Raw genomic sequence first — 842 nt, 5'->3', positions numbered from 1 at the left:
TCCGCCACGGCCGCGCGCAGTCCGCGGGCCTCGAGCGTGCGGATCGCGGCCGCGGTGGTGCCGCCCGGGGAGCTCACGTTATAGCGCAGCTCGGCGGGTCCCCCGCCGCCGCCGGTGAGCATCGCGCCCGCGCCGAGTGCCGTGCCGGTGGCGAGCTTGACCGCGACGTCGCGCGGCAGGCCCCGTTCGACGCCGGCGTCGATCATCGCCTCGGTGAGGAGGAAGAAGTAGGCGGGGCCGGAGCCGGAGATGGCGGTGACGGCGTCCATCTGGGCTTCGGAGACGACGACGACGAGGCCCACGCTCTCCATGATCGTGACCACCTGCTCGAGATGCTCGTCGCGCGCGTAGCGGCCCTTGCAGACCGCAGAGACGCCGTGCCCCACGAGCATGGCCGTATTGGGCATGACCCGCAGGACGGGCGAGCCGGCGCTGAGCTTGTTCTCGAGCACCTGCGTGGGTACGCCCGCCGCGAGCGAGACGACGATCGACTCGTGGACGCTGTCGGAGATGGCGTCGCCGATCCGGTCGACCACCGCGGGCACGTCCTGAGGCTTGACGGCCACGACGATCACATCGGCGCCCTCACAACCGATGTCGAGGCTGGTGGCGAGGACGTTGTACTTCTTGGCCAGCTCGTCGGCGCGGGCCTGCACGGCCTCGACCACCACGATGTCCGACGGCTCGGTCCCCGATTCGCGGAGTCCCGCGATGAGGGCCTCTCCGATGCGTCCGCCGCCGACCACTGCGATTCTCGTCATGCTCATTACAGTGCCACACCCGGCCGCCTGCTCCCGGCGGCTGGCGGCGTGCTCCGTCGACCGGCAGCGCGCCGACCGGGC

Annotated in this window: 1 protein-coding gene; it reads right to left on the bottom strand. The window is 71.7% G+C overall.

The genetic code is table 11. The features are described 5' to 3' along the window. Positions 1-761 (bottom strand): pyrroline-5-carboxylate reductase (proC, locus tag HMPREF3086_RS01705; RefSeq protein ID WP_083324227.1); only part of this gene is annotated, 761 nt, incomplete at its 3' end. Between the last annotated feature and the right edge of the window lie 81 nt (positions 762-842).

This window comes from Dietzia sp. HMSC21D01, assembly GCF_001815995.1.
Lineage (GTDB): Bacteria > Actinomycetota > Actinomycetes > Mycobacteriales > Mycobacteriaceae > Dietzia > Dietzia cinnamea.
Note: the sequence above shows the minus strand (reverse complement) of the source record. Positions and strands in the feature narration are given on the sequence as shown.